General features: G+C 46.5%; 22 protein-coding genes and 1 pseudogene. 6 read left to right on the top strand and 17 right to left on the bottom strand.

All coding sequences use genetic code 11. The features are described from left to right. Positions 1 to 108: 108 nt before the first annotated feature. Both pnpS and BLD48_RS10990 read right to left on the bottom strand, forming a co-directional pair. The gene (gene pnpS, locus BLD48_RS10985; protein ID WP_071500239.1) at positions 109 to 1,842 is read right to left on the bottom strand and encodes a two-component system histidine kinase PnpS; all 1,734 of its coding nucleotides are present in this window, start codon (positions 1,840 to 1,842) and stop codon (positions 109 to 111) included. Then, positions 1,839 to 2,546: a response regulator transcription factor gene (locus BLD48_RS10990; protein ID WP_014970989.1), complete on the bottom strand. Its 708-nt coding sequence runs from the start codon at positions 2,544 to 2,546 to the stop codon at positions 1,839 to 1,841. Before BLD48_RS10990 ends, pnpS begins: the two co-directional genes overlap by 4 nt. Before the next feature lie 217 nt (positions 2,547 to 2,763). Between BLD48_RS10990 and BLD48_RS10995 the strand changes: the two genes are divergently transcribed. After that, a complete protein-coding gene (locus BLD48_RS10995; RefSeq protein ID WP_369825786.1) occupies positions 2,764 to 3,195 on the top strand; it encodes a divergent PAP2 family protein in 432 nt (143 codons plus the stop codon). A gap of 92 nt (positions 3,196 to 3,287) precedes the next feature. Here the strand turns inward: BLD48_RS10995 and BLD48_RS11000 are convergent, their stop codons facing one another. From BLD48_RS11000 to dnaE, 11 genes are all read right to left on the bottom strand, one after another. Next, entirely contained in the window at positions 3,288 to 4,427 is a 1,140-nt protein-coding gene (locus BLD48_RS11000) for a zinc-dependent alcohol dehydrogenase (protein WP_071500241.1), read from the bottom strand. Positions 4,428 to 4,646: 219 nt separating this feature from the next. Next, positions 4,647 to 5,579, bottom strand: a complete 933-nt coding sequence (mdh, locus tag BLD48_RS11005) for a malate dehydrogenase (RefSeq protein WP_071500242.1) — start codon at positions 5,577 to 5,579, stop codon at positions 4,647 to 4,649. 27 nt (positions 5,580 to 5,606) lie between these two features. Continuing rightward, the gene (icd, locus tag BLD48_RS11010) at positions 5,607 to 6,881 is read right to left on the bottom strand and encodes an NADP-dependent isocitrate dehydrogenase (protein WP_071500243.1); all 1,275 of its coding nucleotides are present in this window, start codon (positions 6,879 to 6,881) and stop codon (positions 5,607 to 5,609) included. Positions 6,882 to 6,950: 69 nt separating this feature from the next. After that, a complete protein-coding gene (gene citZ / locus BLD48_RS11015) occupies positions 6,951 to 8,063 on the bottom strand; it encodes a citrate synthase (protein ID WP_071500244.1) in 1,113 nt (370 codons plus the stop codon). A gap of 217 nt (positions 8,064 to 8,280) precedes the next feature. Next, the gene (locus BLD48_RS11020; RefSeq protein ID WP_193363390.1) at positions 8,281 to 8,757 is read right to left on the bottom strand and encodes a DUF441 domain-containing protein; all 477 of its coding nucleotides are present in this window, start codon (positions 8,755 to 8,757) and stop codon (positions 8,281 to 8,283) included. 54 nt (positions 8,758 to 8,811) lie between these two features. After that, on the bottom strand, positions 8,812 to 10,560 hold the full coding sequence (pyk, locus tag BLD48_RS11025; RefSeq protein WP_071500245.1) for a pyruvate kinase: 1,749 nt from the start codon (positions 10,558 to 10,560) through the stop codon (positions 8,812 to 8,814). Between the two features lie 87 nt (positions 10,561 to 10,647). Beyond that, positions 10,648 to 11,610: a 6-phosphofructokinase gene (pfkA, locus tag BLD48_RS11030; protein ID WP_026830001.1), complete on the bottom strand. Its 963-nt coding sequence runs from the start codon at positions 11,608 to 11,610 to the stop codon at positions 10,648 to 10,650. A 153-nt stretch (positions 11,611 to 11,763) separates the two neighbouring features. After that, complete coding sequence (locus BLD48_RS11035; RefSeq protein WP_071500246.1) at positions 11,764 to 12,699, bottom strand: acetyl-CoA carboxylase carboxyltransferase subunit alpha; 936 nt, start codon at positions 12,697 to 12,699, stop codon at positions 11,764 to 11,766. Further along, entirely contained in the window at positions 12,686 to 13,546 is an 861-nt protein-coding gene (gene accD / locus BLD48_RS11040) for an acetyl-CoA carboxylase, carboxyltransferase subunit beta (RefSeq protein ID WP_071500247.1), read from the bottom strand. The genes BLD48_RS11035 and accD overlap by 14 nt, the downstream gene beginning before the upstream one ends. Positions 13,547 to 13,567: 21 nt before the next feature. Continuing rightward, the gene (locus tag BLD48_RS11045; RefSeq protein WP_071500263.1) at positions 13,568 to 14,086 is read right to left on the bottom strand and encodes a FadR/GntR family transcriptional regulator; all 519 of its coding nucleotides are present in this window, start codon (positions 14,084 to 14,086) and stop codon (positions 13,568 to 13,570) included. 100 nt (positions 14,087 to 14,186) lie between these two features. Then, on the bottom strand, positions 14,187 to 17,354 hold the full coding sequence (gene dnaE / locus BLD48_RS11050) for a DNA polymerase III subunit alpha (RefSeq protein WP_071500248.1): 3,168 nt from the start codon (positions 17,352 to 17,354) through the stop codon (positions 14,187 to 14,189). A gap of 154 nt (positions 17,355 to 17,508) precedes the next feature. Here dnaE and BLD48_RS11055 point away from each other — a divergent pair, with 154 nt between their 5' ends. After that, entirely contained in the window at positions 17,509 to 17,703 is a 195-nt protein-coding gene (locus BLD48_RS11055) for a YtzJ family protein (RefSeq protein WP_014971002.1), read from the top strand. A 74-nt stretch (positions 17,704 to 17,777) separates the two neighbouring features. Here the strand turns inward: BLD48_RS11055 and BLD48_RS11060 are convergent, their stop codons facing one another. Next, on the bottom strand, positions 17,778 to 18,716 hold the full coding sequence (locus tag BLD48_RS11060) for a DHH family phosphoesterase (protein ID WP_071500249.1): 939 nt from the start codon (positions 18,714 to 18,716) through the stop codon (positions 17,778 to 17,780). A gap of 66 nt (positions 18,717 to 18,782) precedes the next feature. Between BLD48_RS11060 and BLD48_RS11065 the strand changes: the two genes are divergently transcribed. Then, positions 18,783 to 19,100 (top strand): YtpI family protein, encoded by a 318-nt coding sequence (locus BLD48_RS11065; RefSeq protein WP_071500250.1) that lies wholly within the window; start codon positions 18,783 to 18,785, stop codon positions 19,098 to 19,100. Between the two features lie 59 nt (positions 19,101 to 19,159). On the opposite strand, the gene BLD48_RS11070 is transcribed toward BLD48_RS11065, so the two are convergent. Beyond that, positions 19,160 to 20,470, bottom strand: a complete 1,311-nt coding sequence (locus BLD48_RS11070) for a DRTGG domain-containing protein (RefSeq protein WP_071500251.1) — start codon at positions 20,468 to 20,470, stop codon at positions 19,160 to 19,162. Between the two features lie 154 nt (positions 20,471 to 20,624). Between BLD48_RS11070 and BLD48_RS11075 the strand changes: the two genes are divergently transcribed. Next, positions 20,625 to 21,737: an aminopeptidase P family protein gene (locus tag BLD48_RS11075; protein ID WP_071500252.1), complete on the top strand. Its 1,113-nt coding sequence runs from the start codon at positions 20,625 to 20,627 to the stop codon at positions 21,735 to 21,737. 69 nt (positions 21,738 to 21,806) lie between these two features. Here the strand turns inward: BLD48_RS11075 and BLD48_RS11080 are convergent, their stop codons facing one another. Further along, entirely contained in the window at positions 21,807 to 22,532 is a 726-nt protein-coding gene (locus BLD48_RS11080; RefSeq protein ID WP_071500253.1) for an SDR family oxidoreductase, read from the bottom strand. Between the two features lie 153 nt (positions 22,533 to 22,685). Here BLD48_RS11080 and BLD48_RS11085 point away from each other — a divergent pair, with 153 nt between their 5' ends. Then, a complete protein-coding gene (locus BLD48_RS11085; RefSeq protein WP_014971008.1) occupies positions 22,686 to 23,123 on the top strand; it encodes a universal stress protein in 438 nt (145 codons plus the stop codon). Between the two features lie 98 nt (positions 23,124 to 23,221). On the opposite strand, the gene BLD48_RS11090 is transcribed toward BLD48_RS11085, so the two are convergent. Then, positions 23,222 to 23,827: a 3D domain-containing protein gene (locus tag BLD48_RS11090; RefSeq protein WP_236630002.1), complete on the bottom strand. Its 606-nt coding sequence runs from the start codon at positions 23,825 to 23,827 to the stop codon at positions 23,222 to 23,224. A 439-nt stretch (positions 23,828 to 24,266) separates the two neighbouring features. Here BLD48_RS11090 and BLD48_RS11095 point away from each other — a divergent pair. After that, positions 24,267 to 24,863 (top strand): annotated as a pseudogene (locus BLD48_RS11095) (RNA-guided endonuclease TnpB family protein); the annotation flags it as partial. Positions 24,864 to 24,996 lie beyond the last annotated feature (133 nt).

Below are 24,996 nucleotides of genomic sequence, written 5' to 3' on the forward strand. Positions count from 1 at the left end.
TGCCGATCGCCTTTGTGCCTCTCGACATGGGAGCTGATCCAGTCGGGACACAGATGATGAAGAAGGTACTTTTAGCATACGATTATTCTGTAAAGAGAATATGAACCATTATCCCTTTTTCGGTAAACGTATCGTAAAGGTTGTCCCCTCGTTTTCTTCTGACTCGACGTCAATCGTTCCGTGATGGAGATCGATGATGTGTTTGACGATCGCGAGTCCGAGACCCGTTCCACCTGAATTTCGACTCCGCGCTTTGTCGACCCGATAAAACCGTTCGAAGATCCGTTGCGTTTCCTTCGGATGAATGCCGATTCCGTCATCTTTGATCCGCAACATCACCGTTTCCTCGCCATCTTCCAGACTAATCCAGACGTTCCCGCCATTTGGCGTGTAGTTCAACGCATTGGCGACGAGATTGACGACAACTTGTTTCAAACGGTTTAAATCGGCACGGATGAACACTTCTTCTTCCGTCTCAAGATGAATCGTCATCTGTTTCTCGGCTGCTTTGTGTCGCAGTAAGGTTTCCGTTTCGCGGAGCAAACTCGTCACATCAACAATCGCCGTCTCGAGCTGGTAGTTATCCTGTTCAAGACGAGATAATTCAAGTAGATCCTCGACCAGCGTCTGCATTCGTTCTGATTCATCATGAATGATGTTTAAGAACTGTTCCCGAATTTCCGGGACGTCCTGTGCCCCGTCTAACAAGGTTTCCGCAAATCCTTTGATCGACGTCAACGGTGTCTTCAGCTCATGACTGACGTTCGCCACAAAGTCTTTACGCATCTGTTCCAGTTTTTTGATTTCCGTAATGTCGTTAAAGACGACCGTCGTCCCTTGGACACGTCCGTTTTTCCCGAAAATCGGTGCGGCACTGACCATGAAGGTCCGACTGTTTAATCCGAAACGGACACTCGATTGTTTCCGATTCGGTTTTTCCGTCAAGTAGACGTCTTCAATCACTTGGCTCATTTTTTCATTCGGTAGCACCCGGTAATAGAGTTGACCGTTCGATTTGTCATGGATATTAAACATTTCCCGGTACGTCCGATTGACGAGTAACACGTAGCCTTTCTCATCAATCAACATCAGACCGGCACCCATGTATTCAATCAGCGACTCGAGTCTTGCCCGTTGCATCGCCTCTCCGGAAGAAGCATTTTCTAAATTTCGCGCCAGTAGATTGATTGATTTTCCGAGGTCACGCGATTCGTCTGGAGATGTCAATTCATAAACGCGAGACTTATAATTTCCGTGTGAGAGTTCATACAACACTTCAGTCGCTTCTGCAATCGGACGGAGAAAACGTTTGGTCGCCCGGTAGACGGAAAAGAAGATGACAGATAAAGAAGCGAGTAACGATAAGATGATGACGGTCCAGATTCTTGAATAAATCAAATTCAAATCTTTTGTATAACGGATGAAACTGATATAAACTTCACTACCATCCGCAGTCATGACTGGTTTTGTATATTGAAGACTCGTCTCATCGGTTTTTGACTCAAACGTCCCTTCACCAGGAATAGCAGAGAAGTTGATGGCACGGACATTTAGCTTCGTCACATCAACCGGTGTCCCGGCAATGATTTCACCACGACCATTAAATAAAATCATGTCGAAATTCGATTCTGCGTATAACTTGTCTACATAAGCAGCCATTTCCGGTACCGTCCGGTCACGCAAAATCGTCTCAACAAGAACCGTCTCGTCCGTCAACTTTTCCTTTTCATTGTTGACATAAAATTCCTTAAACGACTGACCGAGTAAAAATCCTAAGGCGACCAAGACCAAACTGATGAAGGACAACATTTTCAGGATAAATCGTTTGCGGTATTTACTCATTCCGCTTTCGGCTCCTCCATCTTATAACCCAGTCCACGAATCGTTTTGATATAAATCGGTTTTTTCGTGTTCGGTTCGATTTTTTCGCGGACATGACTGATATGGACATCCACGATGCGCGTATCCCCAACAAAGTCATAGTTCCAGATGGCGGACAATAGTTGATCACGCGTCAAGACACGGCCTTTGTTTTTAGCGAGATACACCAGTAACTCAAATTCTTTTGGTGTCAATTCCAGTCGTTCGTCCGCCTTAAACGCTTCATAGTTATCGGGTACGATTTTGACATCCCCAATCAGGATGGTTCCATCCGTGACCTCTTCTACGACAGACTGTTGATTCATCCGGCGTAGAATCGCCTTGACGCGCGCAACGACTTCTCGTGGACTGAACGGCTTCGTCAAATAATCATCGGCTCCGAGTTCAAGTCCAAGTACTTTATCAAATTCATCATCTTTTGCTGTCAGCATCAAGATCGGTGTGTTAATTTTTTGTTGACGTAATCGTTTACAGACTTCTAGCCCATCGAGTTCCGGCAACATCAGATCGAGTACGATTAAAGCGGCATCTTGTTTTTCGGCTAATTTCAGACCTGTCATGCCATCATGTGCGGTTTCAACGATAAAACCGGCTTGCTCTAAATTAAATTTTAAAAGCGTGGCGATTGAGAGTTCATCATCAACAACGATTATTTTATCTTTCAAAACAGTTGGCCTCCTCAGCGCGTTTCATCTTTGAATGAGGAATTCCGTGGAATCCACTTCTTCTGTCTTCATCTTAACGACTTTCGCTACTAAACCACAAATCTTTCTGTCGTTTCTTTACATAATCTTTAAGGTCGGACATGTTCTTCCAGTAGTTTCCCGTGTTGAAACCGAAAAATTCGGGAAACAGTAACATATCGTCATTGAATGTGGAGGAATGAATATGGAATGGAACAACCCGTTACTTGCAGCAATCACCGCTTGGTTTATTGCCCAAGCCGCAAAACTCGTTACCGGTCTAATTAAGACCAAGAAATTTGATCTTGAAATTATGTTTGCCTCAGGCGGCATGCCTAGTTCACATAGTTCGACTGTCGTCGCACTGGCTGTCGTAATTGGTTTTCAAGAAGGGTTTGATTCATCACTGTTTGCGCTCGCTACGATTTTCGCCGTCATCATCATGTATGATGCAACCGGAGTCCGGCAAGCAGTTGGTTTACAAGCCAAGCTTCTAAATGATTACTTTAAAGGAATCCGTCACGAAACACCGTTACTCAACGAATTGGTTGGGCATACCGAGTTTCAGGTCTTCGTTGGTCTTTTACTTGGCTTAGCGGTTGGTTTCCTGTGGCCCGTCTTATTCTTTTAATCTATGCACCTCACCGGACAAACCAGATGAGATCTACTCATACAAAAGACAGACCGCTTCGAATGTCGGAAGCGGTCTTTTTGCTGGTTTCGTTATGGTTTTAAAATGACTTTGATACAACCGTCCGCATGGTCATTAAACGTTTGATACGCATGAGCAGCTTGCTCCAAATCAATTTTGTGGGTGATGATATCGGTTGGATCAAATTCTTGATTGATGATTTTTTGGAACAATTCCGGCATCAGATGAACGACCGGTGCCTGCCCCATTTTCAACGTGATGTTTCGGGTGAAGAAATCCCCGAGCGGGAATTGATTGTATTTTTTAGCATAGACTCCTGTCAGTTGGACCGTTCCGAATTTCCGGACAGCGTCTTTCGCAATATTGATGGCACTCAATGTCCCACCTTGTAATCCAATCTTTTGTTCAACTTTTTCAAGCGCAGACATCTTCCCATCAAATCCGACACAATCAATGACGACGTCCGCCCCGCCCTGTGTCAGTTCTTTCAAATACTGTCCGGTTTCTTGGTGATCTTGTAAGTTGACAGTCTCGACCCGATTCGTCATCTTCGCATGATTCAGACGATACACTTGTTCATCCACAGCAATGACCCGTTTTGCCCCTTGCATCCAGGCGAATTTCTGTGTCATCAACCCAACAGGTCCTGATCCTAAGACAACGACGGTATCTCCTTTCTTGACCCCTGAATTGATGACGCTCCAGTACGCCGTCGGGATAACATCTGACAAAAACAACAACGCTTCGTCTTCCAGTTCACATGACTCAGGAACGACGAGCGGCATGAAGTTTCCAAACGGGACTTTTAAGTACTCTGCTTGTCCACCGGGATGCCCGCCGAACTCTTCCGTAAATCCAAAATACCCGCCTGTATCGACATGAGGGTTCCCATTGGAATTATCACACTGACTCTCCATATCATGATCACAATAGAAACAATGACCACACGCGACATTGAACGGTAAGACAACCCGGTCGCCCCGCTTGACCTTCGTCACGTCAGGACCCACTTCTTCTACGATTCCCATCGGTTCATGTCCAATGACATAATCCTTTTTCGCCGGCATATTCCCTTGATAGATGTGCAAATCTGACCCACAGATAGCAGTAGACGTAATCTTGACGATGATATCATCACTTTTCTCAATCGACGGATCCTGAACATCTTTCACTTCGACATTTTTTGTACCTTGATAAGTGACAGCGCGCATGGTGGTTCCCCCTTTGATTTTTCAAAAATAGCGTACTTTATTCGTTTACCCCAAATAATCAGCATTTATGGTATATTTTTTTACAAAAAGAGAGATTTCGAGAAGGGGACTTATTTACGCAACGGCCTCGCCACACCTTGGTAAAAAATAAAAAAAGGTAAGCCCGAAAACTAATCGGACTCACCTTTTCCCACAATAAATTTAGAGAACAATACGTTGTTAAAGAAGTTCAAGAACAGAACGGACAGTCGAAACAGAACGGTCTAGGGCTTGTTTTTCTTCGGGTGTGAGCTCAAGTTCTAATACTTGTTCTACACCATTTCCACCTATGATCGTTGGAACACCTAAGCACAATTCCTGATACCCGTATTCGCCTTTGAGATAAGCAATCGCCGGTAAGATGCGCCGCTGATCCTTCAGGATGGCTTCGACCATCTCGACAATTGCAGCTGCCGGTGCATAATAGGCAGAACCGTTACCGAGCAACTGAACGATTTCTCCGCCACCTTTACGTGTCCGCTCAACGATCGTAGACAATCGGTCTGGCGGGATCAACTTCTCGAGCGGAATGCCGCCTGCATAAGAATAACGTAACAAGGGAACCATATCGTCTCCGTGCCCACCGAGCACGAAACCGGAAATATCCTTGACGGATACGTTCAGTTCCATCGCGACAAACGTTCGGAACCGGGCGGTGTCTAACACACCAGATTGACCGATGACCCGTTCTTTCGGAAAACCGGACGCTTGAAAGACGGTATAGGTCATCGCATCGACAGGGTTCGTCAACACGATGATAATGGATTCCGGTGCATGGGTCACAATTTCTTTTGTGACGGCCTTCATGACGTTCGCATTCGTGCTGACAAGATCCTCGCGACTCATCCCCGGTTTTCTGGCAATGCCGGCCGTAATGACCACAATGTCAGAGCCTTCGATGTCTCGATAATCCGATGTCCCTTTAATCCAAGCATCAAACCCTTGGATGGGTGCGGTCTCCTGCATGTCGAGCGCTTTCCCTTTCGTTGCGTTTTCCTGCTGTGGCATATCGACGAGCACAATATCCCCTAACTCTTTTTGAGCGAGGTACAGTGCTGTCGTCGCCCCTGTGAATCCGCTACCGATGACCGAAATCTTTTTCCGTCGATTCATTGTCCAGTCCCCCTACTCAAGATTCAATTACATATTCTTGATGAGTTCATCCGCAAATTCAGAACATTTCACTTCTGTTGCACCGTCCATCAGACGCGCGAAGTCATATGTGACGACTTTTTCTTCGATTGATTTTTCCATCGATTGGACGATTAAGTCTGCTGCTTCATTCCAGCCCAAGTGACGGAACATCATTTCTCCTGAGAGAATGACGGATGACGGGTTGACTTTATCAAGTCCTGCATACTTCGGTGCTGTACCGTGCGTCGCTTCGAAGATCGCATGTCCTGTCATGTAGTTGATGTTTGCTCCAGGTGCGATTCCGATACCGCCGACTTGTGCTGCAAGGGCATCAGAGATGTAATCACCATTTAGGTTCATTGTTGCGACGACATCAAATTCTTTTGGACGCGTCAAGATTTGTTGTAAGAAGATATCTGCGATCGAATCTTTCACAATCAACTTGCCAGCTGCTTCTGCTTCAGACTGAGCTTTGTTCGCTGCGTCAGCACCTTCTTCGTCTTTAATGCGATCATACTGGTTCCATGTGAAAACGTGTTCTGCGTACTCACGCTCTGCGAGTTCATAGCCCCAGTTTTTGAAAGCACCTTCTGTGAACTTCATGATGTTCCCTTTATGGACAAGCGTCAATGAAGTACGTTTGTTTTCAAGAGCGTATTCAATCGCTGCACGCACAAGACGTTCTGTTCCTTCTTTTGAGATTGGCTTGATGCCAAGACCAGACGTTTCAGGGAAACGGATTTTATTGACACCCATCTCTGTTTGAAGGAAGTTAAGTAATTTTTGTGCTTCTTCACTGCCTGATGCATATTCGATTCCTGCATAGATGTCTTCCGTATTTTCGCGGAAGATGACCATGTCTGTATCTTCTGGGCGTTTGACCGGTGAAGGAACACCTGTGAAGTAACGGACCGGACGAAGGCATGTGTACAAATCAAGTTCTTGACGAAGCGCAACGTTTAACGAACGGATTCCGCCGCCGACTGGTGTCGTAAGTGGTCCTTTGATTGCGATGATGTGTTCGCGGATGAGATCAAGCGTTTCTTCCGGAAGCCAGTTGCTTGTTTTATTGAAGGCTTTTTCTCCAGCGTAGACTTCTTTCCACTCAATTTTCTTCTCGCCGTTGTATGCTTTTTCGACAGCAGCGTCGAAGACACGGACTGCAGCATTCCAGATATCAGGTCCAGTGCCATCACCGATGATGAAAGGAATGATTGGAGCATTTGGTACGTTAAGAGTCCCGTTTGTTACCGTGATGTTTTCGCCATGAATTGTAGCCATTTGTAAAATCCCCCTTGAATATGATTGATGTCATCAAAAAGCAGGAGAGGATTGCTCCTCTCCGTTTTTTTAACGTTCGTTCATGGACACGTATGTCCGGTGTGTTTCACCAATATAATCGGCGCGTGGACGAATGAGACGGTTGTCGCTATACTGCTCTAAAATGTGCGCTAACCAACCTGACATCCGACTGACGGCAAAGATCGGTGTAAACAATTCCGTATCAAGTCCAAGTGCATGGTACGTAGAAGCGGAATAGAAATCAACGTTTGGTTTCAATCCTTTTTCCGATTGGACGATTTGGTCAATCTTGACTGACATCTCGTACCATTTCGGTTCTCCGATTTGCGCAGTCAACTGACGGCTCATCTCTTGGAGATGCTTCGCACGTGGGTCGCCGTCCTTGTAGACACGGTGACCGAAGCCCATGATTTTTTCCTTGTTCTTAAGTTTATTATGAACATACTCGTCAACCTTTTCAACCGAATCAATTTCAACCAACATTTTCATGACCGCTTCGTTCGCTCCACCGTGAAGTGGACCTTTGAGTGCGCCCATTGCTGCTGTCACACCAGAATAGATATCTGATAGCGTTGCGACACAAACACGCGCCGTAAACGTCGATGCATTCAGTTCGTGATCGGCGTGCAGGACAAGCGCCTGATTAAACGCTTTTTCTGCCACTTCAGTTGGTTCTTCACCTGTTAGCATATAGAGGAAGTTTGCCGCATAAGAGAGTCCCGTTTTCGGTGCAATCGGCTCTTGTCCTTTTTTGATACGAGCATACGCTGTTACGAGTGTCGCGATTTGCGCTTGGAGTTTGATGGCTTTAGCGTAGTTCGCCTCCGTCGACATATCTTCTGCAGACTCATCATATAATGCCAGTTGTGACAAGGCAGTTCGGATAGCAGACATCGCATTTGCAGTTTTTGGTGCCACTTTTAATGTCTCAAGTACTGCCGGGGCAACGGTTGCTTCAGAAATCAATGCTTCTGATAGTTGCTTCAGTTCCTCTTCTTTTGGTAAGCGGTCATTCCAAAGTAAAAAGACCACTTCTTCAAATGAGGCGTGCTCCGCCAAATCATCAATTGTATAGCCGCCATACGTCAATTGACCATCGATAATCGAACTGATCTTCGATGCTGTCGCGACGATTCCTTCTAAACCTTTTGTTTGTGTCATACAAAAATCCCCCTTTTTTTCCCCCAGAAATTTAAAACGCTTTCATTTCCGTATTGAAAAAAAGACGTCTACGCAAGAGTCGTTCCCCACGTCGAACCGTTTGCTCTTGAATAGACCATCTTGTTTCTGTCCTTAGTATAAACAAAATTAACCAAAAAGTGAACGAACTTGCATACTATTATCAAAAAATTAATTCAATGTCATGCCATTCACAGACTTAACCGCTGATTACCTTGACGATGATGTCCCACATTCCGATGACAAGCGCCGCAATCCCAGCTCCAATCAACGGTCCAACCGGAACACCTTGAAACAGTCCGACCGCCAGAATCGTTCCGGCAAGCAGTGCCGTCGTGACCAGTGGATCTTCCTTCATCAGTCCGACACCGTGTGCGGCGATGATGGCGACGAAAATTCCAGCCAGAAAAGAAATGATGCCGATGTGCCCGCGAATACTATTCAACAATTCTTTAAATCCGATATCACCGGTTGCAATCGGTACCAGAATGGCCGCTGTGATCAAGGTGACCCCCCAGGTAATTCCCTTCGCCTGTAAGGAAGGAAACAGGCGGCTGTCTAAACCGATCGCCTTAATGATCAATAAAAAGGCCGCTGCAATGATCAAGGATTTATTTTGAGCAATGACACCAATCAATACAAGACCAATCAAAAACAGATAGGCTTCCATGTGAATCCCCCTATTCGAAAAAAAAACGGACATGGCTCTCGGCCACGTCCGTCCCATTGATTATGCGTTGTACAATTTGCCTGTTAACGGATCAATTGAAATACGTTGACCATCTGTGAAGAGTGTCAAGGCGTTTTCGACACCGACGATAACCGGCTTACCGAGTGATGGTCCTACAATGCCAGCGTGGCTTGTTAATCCACCATCTACTGTAACCATTGCAGCCGCAAGCTCGATTGCAGGCATCATGTCACGATCTGTTGAGTTCGTAACAAGAATCATCCCTGGTTTCGCTTTTGCGTTTGCTTCTTCTGCTGTATGTGCGATGACGACTTCGCCAACGATGCCACGTTCACCGATGCCACGACCGATTGCGATCTCTTTACCGACGATGTGAATTTTCAGCATGTTCGTTGTACCTGCTGTAAGAGCTGGGATACCGGCTGAGATGACGACGAGGTCACCATCTGTGACGAATCCTGCTTCTTTTGCTGTATCAGCAGCAAGCGTCAGCATCTCATCCGTGTTGTCCGACAGGTGATCGACGACGATTGGATAAACACCCCAAACGATGTTCAATTGACGAGCAACACGTGCGCTTGGTGTCACTGCAACGATGTTTGGTTCAGGACGGTATTTTGAGATCCGCGCAGCTGTATAACCAGACTGTGTTGGTGTCAAAATCGCTTTTGCATCCAAGTTGATCGCTGTGTGTGTAACCGCTTGAGCGATCGCATCCGTCACCGTATGTTCGCTACGTGTTTGACGATCTTTTAAGAGCATTTTGTAGTCGAGCATTTTTTCTGTCCGCTTCGCGATCGTATGCATCATTTGAACTGATTCGATCGGGTAATCTCCAGCTGCTGTTTCACCTGAAAGCATAATCGCATCTGTTCCATCAAGAATCGCGTTTGCGACGTCTGATGCTTCCGCACGTGTTGGACGTGGGAAACGTTGCATCGAGTCAAGCATCTGTGTTGCTGTGATGACTGGTTTACCGTAGTCATTACAGATTTTGATAAGGTCTTTTTGTGTTGGTGTCACTTCTTCTGTCGGAATCTCGATTCCAAGATCACCACGCGCGACCATCAAACCGTCTGAAATCGCGATGATTTCTTCGATGTTGTCGACACCCTCTTGGTTTTCGATTTTCGGGAAGATCTTGATGTGGCTCGCATTGTGTTTTTCGAGTAATTGACGGATTGCGACGACATCAGACGCACGACGAACGAATGAAGCAGCAATCAAATCGATGTCGTTTTTGATTCCGAATTCGATGTCGGCGATATCTTTATTTGTCAAGGCAGGTAAGTTAACTTTTACGTTCGGTAAGTTAACCCCTTTTTTCGTCTTGATGATTCCTTCGTTTTCGATGTCGCAAAGGAGTTCGCGGTTGTCAAGTTTCTCCGCGACACGAAGTCCGATTAATCCATCGTCTAACATGATCATCGAACCAACTTCGACATCATCATATAAACCGTCATACGTCACAGAGAATTTATCTGCTGTTCCGACGATTTCGTTTGCGTCACCGCTGACGACGATGACTTGCTTATCGCGAACGAGAAGCGCTTTTCCTTCTTCAAACGTATGCGTCCGAATTTCAGGACCTTTTGTGTCTAAAAGAATCGTCACTAATTTATTCGCTTCTTCTGCTGCACGACGGATATCCGTAATACGTGCACCGTGCTCTTCATAGTCACCGTGTGAGAAGTTGAGACGTGCAACGTTCATACCTGCTTCAATCATTTCTGGAAGAAGTTTTTCTGACGCCGGTCCAATCGTACATACAATTTTAGTTCTACGCATATTCCATAAACCTCCTACAATGTTTGGCTACTTGTTTAAGAACAATGCCAACAAACCTATCCTAAATTCAACTGATGCTGAAAAACCTTAAATCGATAGTTGTTTCGACAACTCTAAGATTTCAAGATCCAGTTCATGTTTGTTCTCATCTAACGCTTCATCGATGTCGAGATCAATCATTTTCCCACCACGGACACCAACGACACGACCTTGCTTACCTTCTAGTAAGATGTCGATTGCGTATGCCCCCATCCGGCTAGCTAACACGCGGTCGGCTGCAGTTGGTGCGCCACCACGCTGAACATGACCTAATACGGTAACACGTGTATCAAGACCCGTTTCTTTCGCGATTTCGTCGCCCACATCTTGCGCACGACCCGCGCCTTCTGCCACGATGACGATCGAGTGTTTTTTACCCCGATTGACACCACTTTGAATTCGATTCAATACTTCTTTTAAATCTTCAGGACGCTCTGGAACTAAAATCGATTCTGCTCCACCTGCTAGTCCGGCATACAATGCGATATCACCGGCATCGCGACCCATGACTTCGATGACATACGTCCGCTCATGTGAAGACGCTGTATCACGAATCTTGTCAATCGCTTCAAGTGCTGTGTTTAATGCCGTATCAAAACCAATGGTGAAATCCGTCCCTGGAATATCATTATCGATGGTTCCTGGAAGTCCAATCGTTGGGAATCCTAAACCCGTCAGTTTTTGGGCACCACGATAAGACCCGTCACCACCTACGACGACAAGTGCATCGATTTCAAATTTCTTGAGATTGACGACCGCTTTCGCGCGCCCTTCTTCGGTCCGGAACTCTGGGCAACGGGCAGAACGTAAGAACGTTCCTCCTCGTTGAATGATGTCTCCAACTGAACCTAAGTTCAATTGAACGAGATCTCCATTGATCAAACCTTGATATCCGTTATAGACACCAAATACTTCTAGTCCATGAAAAATCGCCTTACGTGTTACAGCACGCACTGCGGCATTCATGCCGGGTGCGTCACCACCACTTGTTAAAACAGCAATCCGTTTCAAACTCACGTTAATCACCTCTCCATTAATCTTAGTCTAAAATAGCACGTAGTTTTGTTGTTTTACAACAGGTCAGATTGCATAAACTTTCGACAGCAGTTTGTTCAGCCTATCACGAAATAAGGATTGCCAATCATGATAGCGATTACATGTATGTTATGTGCCAATTTGGTGATATTTTTCTGTGCGCTTCTCGATTAACTGTTCCGGTGTCAATTGGACAAGAAATGCAAGCTTTTGTTCTATAACAGATTTCACTTTATCCGCCTGTAATGAAACATCTAAATGGGCTCCCCCAATGACTTCTGGAATGATTCCATCAGCGATTCCAAGACGAAGTAAATCCGGTGCCGTGATTTGCATCGATTCCGCCGCCTTTTCCGCAAGGGATGCATCTTTCCATAAAAGAGCGGCGGCGCCTTCCGGTGAAATGACGGAGTATGTCGAATTTTCTAGCATCAGAAGCTGATCACATACACCGATACCAAGCGCTCCACCTGACCCCCCCTCACCGATGACAATCGAGATGATCGGGACTGGCATCCCTGCCATTTCAAACAGATTTTTAGCGATCGCCTCACTTTGGCCACGCTCTTCTGCCGCTCGACCTGGGTAAGCCCCTTTCGTATCGATGAACGTGATGATCGGGCGGTTGAACTTGACCGCTTGTTGCATCAATCGTAGTGCTTTTCGGTACCCTTCCGGATGTGGCATCCCGAAGTTCCTCCGAATATTTTCTTTTGTGTCTTTTCCCCGCTGATGACCGATGATGGTAACCGCTTGCCCATTAAACATCGCGATACCACCGACGATCGCTGCATCATCGTACCCGTGTCGGTCACCGTGTAATTCAATAAAGTCCTCACAAATCAGACGAACATAATCGAGTGTCGTCGGACGTTCTGGATGACGTGCCAACTGAACACGGTTCCACGCTTTCATATTCCCATAAATATCGAGTTCTAATCGACGTAACCGTTCTTCTAATAAATTCAGTTCTTCTTTAAAATCAAGACCTTGTGTTTCCGCCATATCGTGCAGTTCTAGTATTTTTTCGCGTAATGCGATTACTGGTTGGTCAAATGGTTGCATGGTTTGCTCCCTCCGAGTGCATCATCAGAATACGTGTGTAGTAGGTTTTCAAGTCGTGTCGCGATACGACATCATCAAGTTGTCCCGCCTGCAGTAAGAACTCTGACGTTTGGAAGTCTTCCGGCAACTTTTCACGAATCGTTTGTTCAATGATTCTCCGACCGGCAAAACCAATCAGCGCCCCGGGTTCCGCGATGTTAAAATCTCCTAGCATCGCAAAACTTGCCGAGACTCCACCTGTCGTCGGATGGGTCATACAAGAAACATAGAGTAATCCTGCATCCGAATGCTGTTTTAAAAACAAACTTGATTTTGCCATCTGCATCAGACTGACCATCCCTTCTTGCATCCGCGCTCCGCCTGATGCTGAAAAAATGGTGACAGGTAAACGGTTTTTCGTCGCATACCGGACCGCTTCTGCAATGGCCGTTCCGACTGCTGCTCCCATTGAGCCCATCCGAAAACGTGCATCCATGACGCAGGCAACAAGCGGATACCCGTTCACTTCCCCGACCCCGCATACGATGGCTTCATCGAGTCCAGTTCGTAATTGATCACCCTTTACTTTATCCGGATACCCTTCAAACTGGAGTGGATCGGCTTTGACGGCCGGCAATTCAAAATGTGTCACCGTTCCTTCATCAAACAGTTGATGAAAACGTTCATGTGCCGTTAATGGATGATGGTATCCGCATGCACAGACCTTTAAATTGGCTTCCAGTTGTTTCGTATATTGAATCAGTTTGCACTTTGGACATTTTGTCATCAAACCGACGGGTACGTCGACCCGTTGTTCTTTTGACGTCAAAGTGACAAATTTTTTAGGTTTGCGAAAAAATGCTTGCACGTTAGTTCCCCCTTGTGGTTCCTACGAGCGTTTTAGAAAAGCTTCCCGTTCCGCTCGCGTATAGAGCTCCCCTTGACCAAAACTTTGATAAAAGGCATTCACCTGTCGCCAAATCCGTTCGAATAAGTCATTGTCGACGGTACTGATCAGCGCCTCTCGAAAAGCGGCATCGGAATCGATGTACGCTTCAAGGATGGACCAGTCCGTACGTTGAACGAAAACTGATTGTTCAAGCAAACGAAGTGTCCCTGCCAAATCTTCAAATTTCGAATCGCCGGTCACTAAAAATTGTGCGATGATCTGAATGTAGGTATGGTCGTCACGGTTCAAGAGAAAACTGCCTCCTCCGTGTCTTGTCTCGATGATTCCGAGATAGGCTAATGTCCGGAGTGCTTCTCGGACGGAGGGACGACTGATTGAAAGTCGCTCCGCTAATTCACGTTCGGACGGAATCCGATCTCCTGGTACAAAACCATCCTGTTCGATCATCGTTTTGATTGCTGAAATGTTCATTTCAAAAGCATTGCGCTTCTTTTCCATTTGTACGACACCACCTTCCTGACGCATGCGTCATCTTCTAAATCCGGCGGTATTGGTCAGACCAATTACCCCTTATTATAACAAATCTTATTACCTACTACTAGTTCGAACGGGGGACATTTTTAAGGATGATGTTCGTTTCCCCAAACTGGATCCGGAGTTGTGCCAATAATTCCTCTTCCTGTTGGACAGCATAGAGTCCTGGTAACGCCTTTGTTTCGTTTGTATCCGCATAACGGACGACAACCGGAATGTCACCAGGCATCGTCTCTAACATCCGTTCAAGCACAGCCAGTTCATTTTTAGACTGCAGTTTAATGAATAACACATCCTGCCCTAAAGGACGTAATCGTTCCAGGACGAATTGACGGTTCCCTTCACGTTCTTGCGCCTTCACCTCGATCAATAAGACGTTCCCGACGTACAAGGATCGTTTGAATGCCTCATACTGCTTCGGAAAAATGACGACTTCTTCCGTCGTATATCCGTCGACTGCTTGAATGACGGCCATCGTTTGTGCCCGTTTTGTTTTAAACTCACGCATCTGTTCGATGTAGCAGACTAAATAGTTCGTATGCTCCGATTCAAGAGAGATCGCTTGAAAATGTGTCGTCTCGACTTGCGGTTTCATCGCCGTCATCAAAGGTGAATACGTCAACCAGAATCCGAGCGACTCTCGTTCGAGTCTTGCCCAGTCCGTTGCAGTCCGATTCGTGTTTACGATCGTCTTTCTTCGTCCAAGACTAGCCAGTTCATCTGGTAATAACGTATTGGATGCCATCGTAAAATAGTCGAGGACTTCTTGTTCCGAGAGTCCCCGATCCCCGTGTGTGGCTCGATCGAGTGCACCGCTATATAACAGCAATTCGATTTTAGAGCGCTCCTTTTTCCCCCATCCTACTGCCGTCAACAATTGTGTGATGGTTTGCGCGGATTTTGCGGCTTCTCGTAACGTCTGAAAATCCTTTTCCGTGATGCCTCGCAGTGTTTGGATTCCGAGACGAATGCCTTTGCCTTCTAACGTCGAGCGGTAGTCCGATATCCAAATGTCGGGCGGGAATACCGGTAATCGTTTTTCGCGCATGACACGAACGAGACGTTCCGGTTGATCAATTGATATCAGGGAAAAGATTTGCGGGTAATGTGCCTTCATGTATCCTAACGCATAGCTGATTTTTGTATAGGCCACGGCATGGCTCCGGTTAAATCCATACCCGGCAAACCGCTCGATTTGATCATATAATGTCTCGGCAATCGTCAACTCAAAACCGTTTTCTAATGCGCCTTCTATAAATCGTTTTTTTTCGTCCTCGACCGATTGACTACTTTTCTTTGAAATGGCCCGGCGCAACAGATCGGCTTGTGCCAACGTAAATCCGGCGACGCGGCGGGTGATTTCCATGATCTGTTCTTGGTAGACGATGACACCATACGTCGACTTTAAGACGTCCTCAAGAATCGGATGGACCATTTGGTACGGTTGACCTGCTTTACGTTTTGCGTAAAGATCAATGAACTTCATCGGCCCCGGGCGAAACAGTGACATCGTCGCGACCAGGTCTTCAAAACGGGTTGGTTTGACTTCCCGTAATGTCTGTTTCATCCCAGCGGATTCGAACTGAAAAATTTGATCGGTCTCTCCTTTTGAAAACAGTCGTAACGCCGCCTTGTCTTCTTCCGGTATCTGTTCGACGGAAAAATCAGGATACGTATGCTGAATCAATTGTTCCATCTGCCGGAGACGGGTTAAGTTTCGTAACCCGAGTAAATCGATTTTCAGCAATCCTTGTTGTTCGAGTGCCTTCATTAAATATTGTGTGACGAAACGGTCGCTTGTGTTTCGATCAACCGGTGTTGTCTCGATCAATTCATCCGATCCGATGACGACACCCGCTGCATGAATCGAACGTTGCCGCGGTAACCCTTCAATCGCTTGAGCGAGCTGCAAGAGTTGGCGACGTTTCTCGCTACCTGAGAACCACCGATAAAGTGAGGCTTTTTGTTCAAGTCCCTGCAACGTCGTCGCCTTGCCTAATTGCTTCGCAGCGGCATCCGTTTCATCTTTTGAGAACTCGAGTACACGGGCCACATCACGCAGTGCTGCTTTCGCTCCAAGCGTCGAGAGTGTTCCGATTTGCCCGACATGCTGTCGACCATACCGTTCGACCAGATAGTCGAGAACTTCTTCCCGTCGTTCGTCTTCGATATCAATGTCGATATCGGGCATCGAGACCCGTTCTGGGTTCAAGAATCTCTCAAATAATAAGCCATATTTGATAGGATCGACTGTCGTAATTCCTAACGCATAGCTGACGAGTGAACCGGCAGCCGATCCCCGGCCCGGTCCGACCCGAATCCCTTTGGTTTTCGCATGACGAACTAAATCTTCCACGATCAGGAAATAGTCCGCAAATCCCGTCTTTTCGATGACTTCCAGTTCATACCGTAACCGTTCCGTCGCGATCGCATCGACTCGTCCATGAGCGAGTAACCCGTCGTACGCTAATTTCTTTAATGTTTGATCGGAGTTTTCCGTCACCCGAGGCAACGGCCGCGATTGAAACGGTAACGTCAACGTCTCTTGTGAGGCACCCCACTGTTTCACTAACGCTAATTCTCGTTCAGAAAACTGCTCGTGTAATTCTTCGCCAGACTTAAAGTATGCCATTCGGTTGATTTTCTGTTCCTGCAACGTCGTCCCTTCGTCAATGGCCCGTAACGCTTGATAAGCTTCTGCTCCCTCTCGGTATAAGTAACGTACGGGATCAATCGGAATCGTCTCGATGCCAAGTGCGTAGGCCGCTTGACGGTACTGCTCGCGACTATCCCGTTCGACGGTCGAACGGACGGATTTCACCCCTAAATAAACTGTTGCCTGTTGTGTCAAACCGATCCACTGTGCGATGAGACGCCGCAAGCGCGCTTCATCCTCTGGGGCTTGTCGTTTTGGTTGCAAAATCGCGATGAGATCAGAACAGTCCTCAACCGGCATCTGACTCGCGATTTGATACAGTGTTTTTAAGCCACGACTTGTTTTCGCATACCAAAGGATCGTCAGCTCCTCCGTCTCTACCGTTTGCTCGAACCCGATAATCGGAATCAATGCTCGTTGCTGACAGCCAGCGATGAACGCCGGGACACCGGTCAGAGCTGTTTCACAGATGGCTACTGCAGGCATCCCACGTTGCATCACTTCATCGAGATAACGATCCATCCGAATCGTACTTTGTAAAGGACTATATGCCGTCCGGACATTTAGTTGGATCATGCTGCTTCCTCCATCCTCATTTGGTTATCATTCCTCTATATTTAAAACGTTTTCAGAAGTTTCATATCTAGCTGCCCCTGAGTCTCGCCATCCCATCAATTATTCGCTACAATAAAAGAAGATCGTCATGACTTGCACGGAAGGAGAGTTTGCCATGATTTTAAACCGTAGCCAAATCGCTCGTGAAAAAGTTGAACAACTAAAGTTAGGTGTGACCGCCTTTACCGAAACCGAAGAAATCGCTGAAAAAATCCGTAAGTCCGTAAAGGAACTTGAATTGAACGTCATCGAAGATCATACAGAACGGGGAACTTGGTTCATCCCCCAAGAAGAGGCTTCAACCAACTGATGCTAAAAAGGCTGTTCGCCATGGATCCGACACTGGATTCTAGCGAGCAGCCTCTTTTGATTCGAAGCAGAACCTTATTCGAAGTGGAAAGCTCCTGCCACTTCATTCAGACGAGATATGACATGCTCGACCTCCGTCAAGTCTTTAATCGTCGCACCTGATGCCATCGGATGACCACCGCCATTAAATTCTTTTGCAATTTCATTGATGACCGGACCTTTCGAACGTAGGCGCACACGGACTTCTTTCTCTGTCTCTAGGAAAAGTGCCCATGTTTTCAACCCTTTCAGACCAGCAAAACTGTTGACAAGAAGTGACGCCTGTTCGACAGTCGCATCGAACATCGCAAGCGTCTCTTGCGTCAACACGACGTATCCGACACCCGCTTCCGTCAATTGAATATGTTGTAAGACATACCCTTGTAGTTGCAGTGCTGCGAGCTCCGTTTGATACATGTTCCGGTACAGCCAATCCGTATCGATTCCTGTATCCAAAAGTTGCGCCGCGACGGAAAACGTCCGACTTGTCGTTCCTCTGAATTGAAAACGTCCTGTATCTCCGACGATTCCGGCATAGAACTGAATCGCTGCCGCCGCTGGAATCGGATATCTCCACTCATTTAACAAATGAACCAACAGTTCTGAAGTCGAACTGACCGTCGTATCGACGAGTTGGACGTCTGCATACGGATCTTCATCCGGATGGTGGTCAATTTTAATCGTCTGTCGACCACTGAGTGCTTCCTTCCCGTCGATTCGCCCTTGATTCGCGGTATCCAATACGATCACCAGCGCTTCTTGATAGTCTGTCGCTCCGACAACATCTAGTGTCCCCATGAAGGCAAGTGAAGTCGCCATTTCACCGACAGCTTTTATTTTTTTTTCAGGAAAACGACTTTGTAGAACGACCTGTAAACCGAACTGACTTCCGAGCGCGTCCGGGTCTGGACGTTCATGGCGGTGGATGATGATCGTCGATGCTTGTTCAATCAATTGTCTGATTTGTTCTTTCACAGTGCACAGCTCCTCTAAATATTGATATGATACAAACAGATATAGAAAGAAAAGGAGGTCATCCATATGCAGTTTGTTCTCATTCTGTTAATCGTCTTGTCCCTTGGGGGTTATTTACTTGCCAAACGGCGTGCCTTTCATACGAAAAGCACGAACCGGAAATTTTTATTTAATACCCAATCGAGCATCTGGCTCAGCTTGTTTGTCATTCTGTTTGCCGTCAATCAGTTTGTTTCTGGTGACGGATTAACGACGATGACGGGGAAAATCGTTTGTTCGATTCTCATCGTCATCGGGGTCGCTTCTTTCATTGCCGGATTCATCCGTTACAAAAAAATCTATCCGTATGTCATCCGGGAAATGGAACAGACAGAACAGTCGTAAAAAAGACGGTCACGACCGTCTTTTTTTGATTTCCATCCGACCAACCTCTATGTTTTTTCTTACCGATCAATCAGTTGCGACGTCACGAGTGCTTTGGCGACGATTTGTGTCCCTTGATACATCTCGACGTCGACTTTTCCGAATTTACGTCCGACATCAAACACATTCGCTCGAATCGTGATCGTACTTTCGATTTGAACCGGTTTAATGAAATAAATACTGACGTTTTCGATGACGAGATCACCTTTTTTCATGTGCCGTAACATCCGCGTTGCCCCCTCGACGAGCAATGTCGTCAAGACACCACTTGAAGCGGTCCCCATGAAGTTCGTCATCTGCGGAGAGACTTCGAGTGAGAGATACGGTCCTCTTGCATCTTCCGCCGCCTTGATTTGTCCCGTAATCAAATCATCAAACGTTTCCCCGACTTGCGGTTGTCGATTCGCGAGTTGCAAGGCTTTTAAGACATCTTGTCGACTGATGATGCCAAGCAGACGTCCGTATTGATCAATGACCGGTAACATCTCGATGCCTTCCCAAACCATCTGATGGGCGGAGTTCGTCACGCTTGTCCGAATTCCGACCGTAATCGGATGGCGTGTCATGACCTTTTCGACCGGCCAGTCATGTGGACGATCGATGATATCTTTCGCTGTCACGACGCCGACGACTTTCATCTGCTCGTCGATGACCGGATACCGGTTATGTTTCGTCTGTTCATTTAATTCATGCCATCTGGCAATCGGATCGTTCGTTTGCAAGTAAAAGGTATCATGTAACGGAATCAAGATATCCGAAACGAGTAAGATTTCCTTTTTGATCAACCGGTCATAAATCGCCCGGTTGATCATCGTCGCGACGGTAAACGTATCATACGAGGTCGAAATGATAGGCAATTCCATTTCGTCAGCCAGCTTCTTCGCCTCTTCCGTCGTATCAAAACCACCGGTGATCAAGACCGCAGCCCCTGCTTCTAACACGAGTTCATGCGCTTTTTCTCGGTTCCCGATGATGACGAGACTATCGACATCGATATACCGCATCATTGCTTCTAGCTTCATCGCCCCGATAACGAACTTCGTCAATGTTTTATGAAGACCATCTCTGCCTCCGAGGACTTGTCCATCCACAATGTTGACGACTTCTGCGAATGTCAGTTTTTCAATGTTCTCTTTTTGCTTTTTTTTGATCCGAATCGTCCCGACACGTTCAATCGTCGAAACGAATCCTAAGTTCTCTGCTTCTTTAATGGCACGGTATGCCGTACCTTCGGATACCGTTAAATCCTTCGCGATTTGCCGGACGGATATTTTGACGCCCACATCGAGATCCTCAATGTGCCGGATGATCTGTTCATGTTTCGTAGGCATGCTGTATCCCTTCTTTTCCTATATTCTACTCTTCTGTCATTATACTGTACTACTCTAAAGAATGAAAAGTGTACTAGTCCAATTTGCAAGAAATGTTTTCACGTTTCAACGATGGTATACTGAAATGTGACAAGAAACGAGAGGTGGTAACGACATGTTAGAACGGACAAATCAAATCAGTCGTGTATTACAAGAATCAGGAATTGACGTCGCGTTGATTACGTCAAAAGCCGGTGTTTTCTATTTTTCAGGTGTCTACGCTGAACCACACGAACGCGTCATGGCGGTCATCGTTGATGCAAACGGGAAACGTGCCCTCTTCTGCCCGGCACTCGAAGCGAATATCGTTTCAGCGAGTCCTTGGGACGGAGAAGTCGTAACGTATGCCGACCACGAAAATCCGTTTGATAAAATCAGTCAAGTCCTTGAAACGTTTGCGGTCTCGAATAATCGGATCGGAATCGAAGGCGAACATATGACATTCAGCCGTTTCAAGGAACTGGAGTCCCGCCAAGAAAACGCGGCGATCCTTGATATCGGTCAGCAGCTTCAAGCATTGCGACTGAAAAAAGATCCACAAGAAATCGAAATTATGCGTGAAGCAGCTGATTTAGCGGATCAAGCGATTGAAATCGGTAAACAAGCGATCCGCCCCGGTGTCACGGAAATGGAAGTCATTGCGGAAATCGAATTTGAGATGAAAAAGAAGGGCGTCCGCGAGATGTCGTTTGATACATTAGTCTTATTTGGTGCAAACAGTGCTGACCCACACGGTGTCCCTGGCGACCGCGTCATCGAAGAGGGGGATTTCGTCCTGTTTGATCTCGGTGTCGTGTGGAAAGGATATTGTTCCGATATCACACGGACCTTCGTTTATGGAGAAGCGAACGAAGAACAGAAAACGATCTACAATACTGTCCTTGGAGCACTCGAAGCCGCAACCGAAGCAAGTCGTGTCGGTGTAACGCTCGGTACACTCGATAAAGCCGCTCGGGACGTCATCGAGACGGCAGGATACGGCGAGTACTTTACACACCGTGTCGGACATGGTCTTGGAATTGACGTCCACGAATTCCCGTCACTTGCATCAAACAATCTGTTGACGGCTGAAGCCGGCATCGTCTATACGCTCGAACCGGGCATTTATGTTCCAAACGTCGGCGGAGTCCGGATCGAAGATGATATTCATCTTACGGAAAACGGACCGGAAGCGTTAAATCAATCTCCAAAACATCTGCAGTCCCTTCCATCTCAGTCAGTCCAGTAAACAACAGGGTCCATTCCGGAAATAACGGAATGGACCCTGTTGTCATATCTTCGAATCTTTCTCCTAAACTCAATGACGCGATTGATGGACGACGTTGACGCCGCCTGTGACATCAAGGATTGCACCTGTGATCAGACTGGAATCTTCAGCCAATAAAAACGAGATGGCTCGGGCGATATCCTCGCCTACCCCCGTCCGTCCGACCGGCGTCTGATCGTCTGCCGTCGCTTGATCGATCCGCTTCGATTTATTGTCACCGACGATATTACCCGGATTGATCATATTGACGGTGATGCCGTTCCCCGCTTCCTCAAGCGCTACACTTTTCGTCAGACTGACCATCCCACTTTTAGCGGCTGCAAATGCTGCCCGGTCAATCCACCCTGGTGCTGATGCACTCTCCGGAAACCCGTATGTAACGATCCGTCCGTAGTGTTGCTTCCGCATAATCGGAAGAATTTTTCGCAATAGCCAAAAACTGGCCGTCAAATTTCCCGTTACGACTTCATTCCACTCCTGATCCGAATAATCGACAAGCGACTTCCGCTCAAAGATGTACGGTCCAGCATTTAAGATCAAGGCATCGATGCGCCCATACTGAGACATTGCCCGCTCGACTGCTTCGAGTAACTCCTCTTGTTTCGTCACATCCGCTTTAATCAGATTCAATCGTTCATGTTCAAACGTCGGTTGCGAGCGATGAAGGGCTGTGACGTACCATCCTTCTTCGAGCAAACGACGTGTGACCATCTCACCCAGACCTTTTGTTCCTGCTGTAATCAATGCGTGCCTCATCGTGGCATCGCCTCCTTTCGTCTTTCTTTATCTTACGGGTTCCGTTGTCGAAGAACAATTTTTAAAACCGTCTAAATGTTCCTCACCTTCCATTTCAGGGAATGGTATGATAAGGGTGTAAGAATCAGACGAATACGAAGGGATGGATACAGGATGGCAATTGTATATCATAACATTTTAGTAGCAGTCGACGGTTCAAAAGAGGCAGAACGAGCTTTTGAAACGGCGATTGACGTATCACTTCGAAACGATGCCAAACTCGTCATCGCTCATGTCATTGATACACGGACTTTCGCGACCGTCGAAGCCTATGACCGGACGATTACAGAACGCGCCGAGTCCTATGCAAAAGAACTGCTTGACGAGTATGTCAAAACGGCTCAAGAACGAGGCGTCAAAGATGTCGAAGTCGCCATCGAATACGGCTCTCCTAAAGTGACGATCGCCAAAAAACTCGCACCGAATCACAATGTCGACCTAATCATTTGTGGTGCGACCGGTTTAAATGCCGTTGAGCGATTCTTTATCGGTAGTGTCTCTGAAAGCATTACGCGTTACGCTAAATGTGATGTCTTGATTGTCCGTCTTTAATCGAACTCATTACTTTATTCAGCACTTCACTTTTGGGTGGAGTGTTTTTTTGTACAAAAAAAGGTCTATTACACCGATGTGCAATAGACCTGACTTGATTATTTGAATTTCACGGTGACGTTACGACGACCCCAGTTAAAAGCCTCTGAACGTGAGTAGTAGAGGATATCGAGCTTCTTGCCTTTGATGGCACCGCCCGTATCTGCTGCTGTGTAGGTCCCTTTTAATTTCCCTTTGTAATACACTTTGACTGTTGAACGAAGTGGAATGACGCGTGGATCAACCGCGACGACTTTCTTTTTCGAACTCTTGATGTTCCAACCAATGGCTGTTAAATTGCCGCTGCCTGGATCATATGGTGTATAGGCCGTTGCACTTACGTTCGTGAGTGTTTTCCATCCGCCGGTCGATTGTTTCTTCGAAGAAGACCCTGAAACGACTTTTGAGTAACGCGCGCTGAGATAAGCTGTTTTGCCTTTGTAACTGACTTTGTACCAGTTTCCCGTTTTCGCTTTGTACGGTAATGTTTGATTCTTATATAGAAGACCAAGTTTCTTAGACGCTGTTGTTGCTTTCTGACGAACAACTAGGCTATTGACCGACGACTTGACATTTTTTTTGGCTGCAGCTTCCGCTTGAAGACCTGCAAACGAACTGAGTGCTAACAAGACTGCTAAAACACTAGCGAGTATTCGTTTCATCATCATGTAATCTCTCCTCCATAATTGTCCCTGTTTTGTAACTTACATTAATATACATGACAAAATGGAGCCGTGCCGTTACATATAGACCACAAAAAGATGACGTCATTGTTACTTTTATATTACAAAAGACTCATTTTTTTCAGTTTTTAGTCCTTTTTACATCAAATCGAGGTTTAACTTTCTATTTCAACTTTTTTATATGACAACGTTCGTAACAAAACTAAAATCAAAATCTCAACAGCTTCATTTTTCATGGTCCAGTTTAAGCTCTGTAAAACAAAAAAACGTCCGGATGCAACATATATTGCGTCCGGACGTTCATGTTTAATTTTTTATCAAAATTAGGCGAGAATACTCCCACTTCTAAACGAAGTGAAAGTGGGAGATGAATCGCCAGCCTACCTTTCGGGTATACTCCTTTTGAAGGAGGTGAAAAATTTTGTTGAAGCACAAGGCCTACAAATTCAAAATCTACCCCACAAAAGAGCAGGAAATCCTGATCGCGAAGACGATCGGGTGTTCGCGCTTCATCTTCAACCACTTCCTGGCGAAGTGGGATGAAACGTACAAGACCACTGGAAAAGGACTGTCCTACGGTTCTTGTTCCAAAGAAATTCCTTTGTTGAAGCGGCAGTTCGACTGGTTGAAGGAAGTGGATAGTACATCTGTTCAGATCAGCGTCAAACACCTTGCCGATGCGTTTGACCGCTTCTTCAAGAAGCAGAACGAACGCCCTCGTTTCAAGTCCAAGCGCCATCCCGTCCAGTCGTACAAGACCAACATCCAAGGCAAAAACCAGCTTCCTGAAGTCTCGATTGGATGCAACAAGCTCAAACTTCCGAAGCTGAAATGGGTTCGTTTCGCCCACTCGAAACAGGTCACAGGCCGTATCTTGAACGCCACGATCCGACGTAACGCTTCAGGAAAATACTTCGTTTCCCTGCTCGTCGAGCAGGAGATCAACGAACTGCCGAAAACCGGTTCATCTGTCGGCGTCGACGTCGGACTCAAAAACTTCGCCATCCTGTCGGACGGCCCGGCTTAACAGAACGACCGTTACTCCCAATCCCCAGCACCACAAACTAACACACATACCACAGCAACGCCACACACACTACACACACACCCCTGACACAGACACAACCCCATTCCCCGGCCAGCAAACAGAA

Origin of the sequence: Exiguobacterium sp. KRL4, assembly GCF_001870785.1 — a bacterium.
In the GTDB taxonomy this organism is placed as follows: Bacteria; Bacillota; Bacilli; order Exiguobacteriales; family Exiguobacteriaceae; genus Exiguobacterium_A.